The 7,707-nt window shown below is 73.3% G+C and carries 8 protein-coding genes; 6 read left to right on the forward strand and 2 right to left on the reverse strand.

The window, feature by feature from the left end; all coding sequences use genetic code 11:
* Positions 1-79: 79 nt before the first annotated feature.
* From argF to AC07VC_RS15075, 5 genes are read left to right on the forward strand one after another with little or no spacing between them, the layout of a single operon-like run.
* Complete coding sequence (gene argF, locus AC07VC_RS15055) at positions 80-1,003, forward strand: ornithine carbamoyltransferase (protein WP_494676132.1); 924 nt, start codon at positions 80-82, stop codon at positions 1,001-1,003.
* 47 nt (positions 1,004-1,050) lie between these two features.
* Positions 1,051-2,304, forward strand: a complete 1,254-nt coding sequence (locus AC07VC_RS15060) for an argininosuccinate synthase (protein WP_494676131.1) — start codon at positions 1,051-1,053, stop codon at positions 2,302-2,304.
* A 4-nt stretch (positions 2,305-2,308) separates the two neighbouring features.
* Entirely contained in the window at positions 2,309-3,790 is a 1,482-nt protein-coding gene (gene argH, locus AC07VC_RS15065) for an argininosuccinate lyase (RefSeq protein ID WP_494676130.1), read from the forward strand.
* Positions 3,787-3,924, forward strand: coding sequence for a hypothetical protein (locus tag AC07VC_RS15070; protein WP_181034796.1), 138 nt, complete (start codon positions 3,787-3,789; stop codon positions 3,922-3,924). The genes argH and AC07VC_RS15070 overlap by 4 nt, the downstream gene beginning before the upstream one ends.
* Positions 3,925-3,931: 7 nt before the next feature.
* Positions 3,932-4,546 (forward strand): DNA-3-methyladenine glycosylase, encoded by a 615-nt coding sequence (locus tag AC07VC_RS15075; RefSeq protein ID WP_317228810.1) that lies wholly within the window; start codon positions 3,932-3,934, stop codon positions 4,544-4,546.
* Between the two features lie 10 nt (positions 4,547-4,556).
* Here AC07VC_RS15075 and AC07VC_RS15080 read toward each other — a convergent pair whose 3' ends face one another.
* The gene (locus AC07VC_RS15080) at positions 4,557-5,156 is read right to left on the reverse strand and encodes a hypothetical protein (RefSeq protein WP_494676129.1); all 600 of its coding nucleotides are present in this window, start codon (positions 5,154-5,156) and stop codon (positions 4,557-4,559) included.
* Positions 5,153-5,836 (reverse strand): DNA-binding protein, encoded by a 684-nt coding sequence (locus tag AC07VC_RS15085; RefSeq protein WP_494676128.1) that lies wholly within the window; start codon positions 5,834-5,836, stop codon positions 5,153-5,155. Before AC07VC_RS15085 ends, AC07VC_RS15080 begins: the two co-directional genes overlap by 4 nt.
* A gap of 290 nt (positions 5,837-6,126) precedes the next feature.
* On the opposite strand from AC07VC_RS15085, the gene tyrS reads away from it, so the two are divergent.
* Positions 6,127-7,431: a tyrosine--tRNA ligase gene (tyrS, locus tag AC07VC_RS15090; protein ID WP_494676127.1), complete on the forward strand. Its 1,305-nt coding sequence runs from the start codon at positions 6,127-6,129 to the stop codon at positions 7,429-7,431.
* Positions 7,432-7,707 lie beyond the last annotated feature (276 nt).

The following is a 7,707-nucleotide window of genomic DNA, read 5'->3' on the forward strand; positions in this document are numbered from 1 at the left end:
GGGTGCCCGGCGACGGATCCGCCCCCGCGCGTCCCCTAGGCTTGTCGGATCCGCAAGTCCCCCGAGAGCGAGCGATGCGATGACCCGCCACTTCCTGCGCGACGACGACCTGAGCCCCGCCGAGCAGGCCGAGGTGCTCGACCTCGCGGTGCGGCTGAAGCGCGAGCGCTGGTCCGAGCGGCCCCTCGCGGGCCCGCAGACCGTCGCGGTCATCTTCGACAAGTCCTCGACCCGCACGCGCGTCTCCTTCGCGGTCGGCATCGCCGACCTCGGCGGCGTCCCGCTCATCATCAGCACGGCGAACAGCCAGCTGGGCGGCAAGGAGACCGCGAGCGACACCGCGCGGGTGCTTGAGCGCCAGGTCGCCGCCATCGTCTGGCGCACGTACGGGCAGGCCGGGCTCGAGGAGATGGCGGAGGGCACGACCGTCCCCGTCGTCAACGCGCTCTCCGACGACTTCCACCCCTGCCAGCTCCTCGCCGACCTGCTCACCATCCGCGAGCACCGCGGGGACCCCGCCGGCCAGACCCTGACCTTCCTCGGCGACGGCGCCTGCAACATGGCGCAGTCCTACCTGCTCGCCGGTGCGACCGCGGGCATGCACGTGCGGATCGCGGCGCCCGCCGGCTACGTGCCCGCGGAGGCCGTCGTCGCGGACGCCGAGCGCATCGCCGCGTCCACGGGCGGCTCCGTCCGGGTCCTCACGGATCCGGTCGAGGCCGTCACGGGCGCCGACGTCGTGGTCACCGACACCTGGGTGTCGATGGGCCGCGAGGAGGAGAAGGCCGCGCGCCTGGCCGACCTCGGCGCCTACCAGGTCACGACCGCGCTCATGGAGCACGCGGTCGACGACGCGATCTTCCTGCACTGCCTGCCCGCCGACCGCGAGTACGAGGTGGCCGCCGAGGTCATCGACGGCCCGCGTTCGGTGGTCTGGGACGAGGCGGAGAACCGCCTGCACGCCCAGAAGGCGCTGCTCGTCTGGCTCCTGCGCCAGGCGTAGGCAGCACGCACCCCCCGAGACACCCAGCAACGGAAACGGAGAACGACATGGCCGAACGCGTGGTCCTCGCCTACTCAGGCGGACTCGACACCTCAGTCGGCATCGGCTGGCTCAAGGACGCCACCGGCAAGGAGGTCGTGGCGCTCGCCGTCGACGTCGGCCAGGGCGGCGAGGACATGGAGGTCATCCGGCAGCGCGCGCTCGACTGCGGCGCGGTCGAGGCCGTGGTGGTGGACGCGAAGGACGAGTTCGCGGACGACTACATCGTCCCGGCCCTCAAGGCCAACGCGCTCTACCAGAAGCGCTACCCGCTGGTCTCGGGCCTCAGCCGCCCGCTGATCGCGAAGCACCTGGCGCGCGTCGCCCACGAGCTCGGCGCGAACAGCGTCGCGCACGGCTGCACCGGCAAGGGCAACGACCAGGTGCGCTTCGAGGCCGCCGTCGCCGCGCTCGCGCCCGACCTGACCTCCATCGCGCCCGTCCGCGACCTCGCGCTGACCCGCGACAAGGCCATCGTCTACGCGAACGAGCACGACCTCCCCATCGAGCAGAGCAAGAAGAGCCCGTACTCCATCGACAAGAACGTGTGGGGCCGCGCGGTCGAGACCGGCTTCCTCGAGGACCCGTGGAACGGCCCCATCGAGGACCTCTACGAGTACACGCAGGACCCGGACGTCCTCCGCGACGCCACCGAGGTCACCATCACCTTCGAGGCGGGCGTCCCCGTGGCGATCGACGGCGTGCGCTACTCGCCGCTGCGCATCGTCCAGGAGCTGAACGCCGCGGCGGGTGCGCACGGCATCGGCCGCATCGACGTCGTCGAGGACCGCCTCGTCGGCATCAAGAGCCGCGAGGTCTACGAGGCCCCGGCCGCGATGACCCTCATCGAGGCGCACGAGGAGCTCGAGAGCCTCACGATCGAGCGCGACCTCGGCCGCTACAAGCGCGGCGTCGAGAAGGACTGGGCGAACCTCGTCTACGACGGGCTCTGGTTCTCGGGCCTCAAGCGCTCGCTCGACGCGTTCATCGAGGACTCGCAGCGCCACGTCTCGGGCGACATCCGCATGACGCTGCGCGGCGGTCGCGCGGTCGTCACCGGCCGGCGCAGCGAGACGAGCCTGTACGACTTCGACCTCGCGACCTACGACACCGGCGACACGTTCGACCAGTCGCTGTCGAAGGGCTTCATCGAGCTGTGGTCGCTGCCGAGCAAGATCTCGGCCCGTCGCGACCTCGCGGTCGAGCAGGCCGCGCTGGCCGCCGACGCCGCGACGCCCGACGCCGCGCCCGCCGCGGAGTAGCCGCATGACCGAGAGCACGGATCCGTCCTCCCGGGCGGGCGAGGCGGGTGCCCTCTGGGGCGGCCGCTTCGCCGGCGGTCCGTCGCCGGAGCTCGTCGAGCTGAGCCGCTCGACGCACTTCGACTGGCAGCTCGCGCCGTACGACATCGCGGGGTCCCGGGCGCACGCCCGGGCCCTCGCGGCCGCCGGCTACCTGTCGGACGCCGAGCGGCAGTCCATGCTGCAGGCGCTCGACACCCTGGAGGACCGCGTGCGCTCGGGCGCCCTGGTCGCATCGGAGGCCGACGAGGACGTGCACGGCGCGCTCGAGCGCGGCCTCATGGACATCGCGGGACCCGAGCTCGGCGGCAAGCTCCGCGCGGGCCGCAGCCGCAACGACCAGATCGCCACCCTCGTCCGCATGTACCTGCGCGACCACGCCTCGGTGATCCACGCGATGCTCGTGCGCCTCGTCGACGCCCTCGCCGCGCAGGCGGAGGCGGCGGGCGGCGCGGTCATGCCGGGGCGCACCCACCTGCAGCACGCGCAGCCGGTGCTCCTCGCGCACCACCTGCTGGCCCACTGCTGGCCGCTCGTGCGCGACCTCGAGCGCCTCGCCGACTGGGACGCGCGCGCCGACGTGTCGCCCTACGGATCCGGAGCGCTCGCGGGCAGCACCCTCGGCCTCGACGCCGGCGCGGTCGCCCGCGACCTCGGCTTCGCCCGCAGCTCCGAGAACTCGATCGACGGCACCGCCAGCCGCGACGTCGTGGCGGAGTTCGCGTTCGTGCTCGCGCAGGTCGGCATCGACCTCTCGCGGCTGAGCGAGGAGATCATCCTCTGGAACACGCGCGAGTTCGGGTTCGTCACGCTCAGCGACGCGTTCTCGACCGGGTCCTCGATCATGCCGCAGAAGAAGAACCCGGACATCGCCGAGCTCGCGCGCGGCAAGTCGGGGCGCCTCATCGGCAACCTGGCCGGGCTCCTGGCCACCCTCAAGGGGCTCCCGCTCGCGTACAACCGCGACCTGCAGGAGGACAAGGAGCCCGTGTTCGACTCGGTGCAGACCCTCGAGGTGCTGCTGCCCGCGTTCACCGGCATGATCGCGACGCTCCGCTTCGACACCGACCGCATGGCCGAGCTGGCGCCGCAGGGGTTCTCGCTCGCGACCGACGTGGCGGAGTGGCTGGTGAAGCACCGCGTGGCCTTCCGGGATGCGCATGAGATCACGGGCGAGCTCGTGAAGCTCGCCGAGTCCCGTGGCGTGGGGCTCGAGGACCTGGACGACGCCGACCTGCGCTCGGTCTCGCCGCACCTCGTGCCGGAGGTCCGCGAGGTCCTGAGCGTCGAGGGGTCGGTGGCGAGCCGCGACGGTGTCGGCGGCACGGCGCGCATGCGCGTCGACGAGCAGCGCGCGGAGCTCGTGGCGCGGGTCGCGGCCCTCCGCTCCCGGGCCGATGCCGCGGCCGAGCGCCGTGCGGCCGCATCCGCGGACGCCCCCGCATGACGCTCTCGAACGGCCGCCGGCCCGAGCGACCGGAGCCCCGGCACCGGTGGCTCCTGCCGCTCGTGGTCGGCCTCGCGGTCGCCGTCCTCGTGTTCGTGGTCGTCGTGGCGAGCCTCAACGGCGAGCTGGTCTGATCCCGTCGTGATCGAGGCCGCGTTCTTCGCGCGCGACGCCGTCGAGGTCGCGCCCGCCCTCCTCGGGGCGGTGCTGTCGCGCGATTCCGAGGAGGGGCGGGTCGCCGTCCGTCTCACCGAGGTCGAGGCCTACCGCGGCGTCGGCGAGGACCCGGGCTCGCACTCGTTCCGCGGGCGCCGGGCGCGCAACGCGACGATGTTCGGGCCGCCCGGCCACCTCTACGCGTACTTCACGTACGGGATGCACACCTGCGCCAACGTCGTCTGCGGCCCGGAGGGCACGAGCGCGGGCGTGCTCCTGCGGGCGGGCGGCATCGTCGAGGGCGTCGACCTGGCGCGGAGCCGCCGGGGCGCCGCCGTCCGGGACCGCGACCTCGCCCGGGGTCCGGCCCGTCTCGCCGTCGCGCTCGGGATCCCGCTGTCGGACGACGGCGCCGCGCTCGACGCCGCGCCCTACGAGCTGACGCTCCCGGACGCGCCGCTCGCGCTGCCGGCGTCGGGCCCGCGCGTGGGGGTGTCCGGCCCCGGCGGGTCCGGTGAGCTGTTCCCGTGGCGGTTCTGGGTGCCGGGGGATCCGACGGTCTCCCCGTACCGCGCGCACGTCCCCCGCATCCGCCGCTGACCGGCGGGCCCTACCGGACGACCAGCACGACCGCCGCGCAGGTCGCGGCCCACAGCCAGCTGACGAGCGTGCCGATGATGAACCGCTCGCGCGCCTCCGCGGCCTCGCCGAGCTCGCTGAAGCGGCCGACGCCCTTGATGGCGATCACGACCGCGAGCGCCTCGGGGTAGCCGGCGAGGATCACGGCCACGACGGCGAGCCGCTCGAGCATGCCGATCGTCGCGCCGCCGCGCAGCACCTCGTGCTTCGGCCGGCGGATCGCCGCCGGGTCGTCGTCGTGCCCCCGGGGTGCCACGAGTATCCCGCCGAACGCGCCCTGCGGCACCGATCCGCGGGTGGCGAGCGCGAGCACGACCGTGGACGCGGATCCCCCGCCGAGCACGGCCAGCACCACCGCGACGAGTCCGAGGAAGCCGACGACCAGCGGTGAGGCCGGGGAGGCGAGCGCCAGTCCCAGCACGAGCGCGGCGGCGAGCGCGCCCGCCGCGGCCGCGACCAGCCCGGTGCGCGGGGAGCGGAGGGTGAGCAGCGCGAGGACGAGCGCCGTGGTCGCGAGCACGCAGAGCACCGACCAGGCGGCGATCTCCGGGGCCGATCCCGCGGGGATCACGCGTCCGCTCCGTCGACGGTGCGGGGTGAGGCGACGTTCGCGGATGCGCGGGAGTCGAGGTGCGCCAGCAGCGCGACGAGTCCCGGGACCGCCGCGCGCTCGGCGCGCCAGCCGCTGGTGCGGAGGCGGGTGCTGACCGCCTGCGGGGTGATGCCGAGCGCCGCCGCCACCTCGCGCTGGGTCCCGCCGCCGGCCATGCGGTCGACGACGTCCCAGCCCTGGGGGGTGCGACGGTCGCGGGTGAGCAGCAGGAGGGTGATCAGCGACTCGACGGCGTCGGCGCCGGGCAGCGCGCCCGGCGCCCCGGCGTCGGCCGCGTCCGTCTCGGCGGATGGATCCGATGCGAGGGCGAACCGCGTGGCGCTCCGCTTGGCCGCCGTCACGGCTTCCCGGGCCGCGATGAACGCCGGCCCGGTCGCCTCCCGCGTGGCCCGGGGGAGCGGTGTCCGCACGTCGCCGATGCCGAGGCCGACGCTCCAGTGCTCGGCGCGGGTGAGCCGGAGCACCATGTCGAGCGCCGTGCCGGCGTCGAGCACGAGCGCCTGCACCTCGTCGCCGGAGGTGCGGTCGACGGGGAGCGCGAGCTGCCCCGCGTACCGCTCGGCGAGGTCGTCGCGCGCGGTCCCCGCGCGGTCGACGTCGGTGCGGCTGGCCTTCTGGTCGGCGGTGATGACGAACATGATCCCCTCAATGCGTGATCATTGATCTCCGCGCATCAATTCTAAGCACTTGATCCGTGTGGATCAATGCCCCGAGCCTGATCCTCACGCAGCCTCCGATCCTGCCCCGAGCATCCGCCCGGCCTCCGACACCCGCACCACACCCGCGCGGCGTCCGGTCCGCGCCACCTCCCCGCCGGGTCCACCCCATGGGGTCCTCACCGTGGGGTCCGCCCGTCGAGTCCGCCCCGCGGCCGCCGCCACCGCCGCGCCCCGCGGCCCCGGCGAGGACGCGCTGATACCGTGGCAGCGTGACGAACGCCGACCCCACCCGCCTCGCCTCCCAGCAGAACGACCCGTCCTTCGAGGACGTCTGGGAGGAGATCGTCTGGCGCGGGTACGTGCACGTGTCGACGGACGAGGAGGCGCTGAAGGCCCTCCTCGCCGGACCCCCCATCACGTACTACTGCGGCTTCGACCCCACGGCACCGAGCCTGCACCTCGGCAACCTCGTGCAGCTCCTGCTGATGCGCCGGCTCCAGCTCGCCGGGCACCGGCCGCTGGGCCTCGTGGGCGGGTCGACGGGGCTGATCGGCGATCCCCGTCCCACCGCGGAGCGCACCCTCAACGACCCGGGCGTCGTGGCCGAGTGGGTGCGCCGCCTGCAGGCGCAGGTCACGGCCTTCCTCAGCGGGGAGGGCGACAACGCGGTGCGGATCGTCAACAACCTGGACTGGACGGCGCCGCTCACCGCGATCGACTTCCTGCGGGAGGTGGGCAAGCACTTCCGGGTGGGCACGATGCTCAAGAAGGACGCGGTCAGCGCACGGCTGAACTCGGACGAGGGGATCAGCTACACGGAGTTCAGCTACCAGATCCTGCAGGGCCTCGACTTCCGGGAGCTGTACCGCACCCACGGGTGCGTGCTGCAGACCGGTGGCAGCGACCAGTGGGGGAACCTGACGAGCGGCACCGACCTGATCCGACGCAGCGAGCGGGTGGCGGCGCATGCCATCGGGACGCCGCTCATCACCAACTCCGACGGGACGAAGTTCGGCAAGAGCGAGGGCAACGCCGTCTGGCTCGATGCGGAGCTCACGAGCCCGTACGCGTTCTACCAGTTTTGGCTCAACACGGACGACGCCGACGTGGTCCACCGCCTGCGCGTCTTCACGTTCCTCGGCCGCGACCGGATCGACGAGCTCGCCCGTGCCGTGGAGGCCGAGCCCTTCCGTCGGGCGGCGCAGCGCGAGCTGGCATGGGAGGTGACCACCCTGGTCCACGGGGAGGCCGCGACCGCCGCCGCCATCGCCGCGTCCCAGGCCCTGTTCGGGCAGGGGGAGCTGAGCGCCCTCGACGAGCCGACGCTGCGCGCGGCGCTGGGGGAGCTGCCGTCGGCGGCGATCCCCGCGGGCACGACCGTGATCCAGGCGCTCGTCGACACCGGACTCGTGCAGAGCGCGGGGGAGGGTCGGCGGGCGGTCGCGCAGGGCGGGGTGTACGTGAACAACGCCGCCGTGGCCCACGCCGACGCCGTCGTGGAGGATCTCCTGCATGGTCGATTCGCGGTCCTCCGCCGCGGCAAGAAGACCCTCGCCGGCCTCACGGTCGACTGAATCGGCTTCCTACCGGCTCTTCTCCGAGGAGAGCGTCGCGACACGCCCGGGATGCGGGTTGTTTTGCGGGGGTGGGGTGGTCCGCGTAATGTCTCCTCTTGTCGCCGGGACGGGCGGGAAGCGAAAAGCTTCCGGAGCTGTTCTGGCGGGTGATGATCCTGGTGAAACAGAAGTTGCCGCGGCTTACGGGTTGCGTGTCTACCACCAACTGAGCTAGGGTCTGAATCTGCTTCCGACGTGAGTGCTGGGCTTTCGGCCTGGATCACTCCCACGGGG

Source organism: Clavibacter sp. GW821-FHT01D01 (assembly GCF_059422605.1).

Coding starts and splice junctions, on each gene's coding strand:
- argH (WP_494676130.1), top strand. CDS start 2,309: ATGACCGAGAGCACGGATCCGTCCTCCCGGGCGGGCGAGGCGGGTGCC.
- AC07VC_RS15060 (WP_494676131.1), top strand. CDS start 1,051: ATGGCCGAACGCGTGGTCCTCGCCTACTCAGGCGGACTCGACACCTCA.
- AC07VC_RS15085 (WP_494676128.1), bottom strand. CDS start 5,836: ATGTTCGTCATCACCGCCGACCAGAAGGCCAGCCGCACCGACGTCGAC.
- AC07VC_RS15070 (WP_181034796.1), top strand. CDS start 3,787: ATGACGCTCTCGAACGGCCGCCGGCCCGAGCGACCGGAGCCCCGGCAC.
- argF (WP_494676132.1), top strand. CDS start 80: ATGACCCGCCACTTCCTGCGCGACGACGACCTGAGCCCCGCCGAGCAG.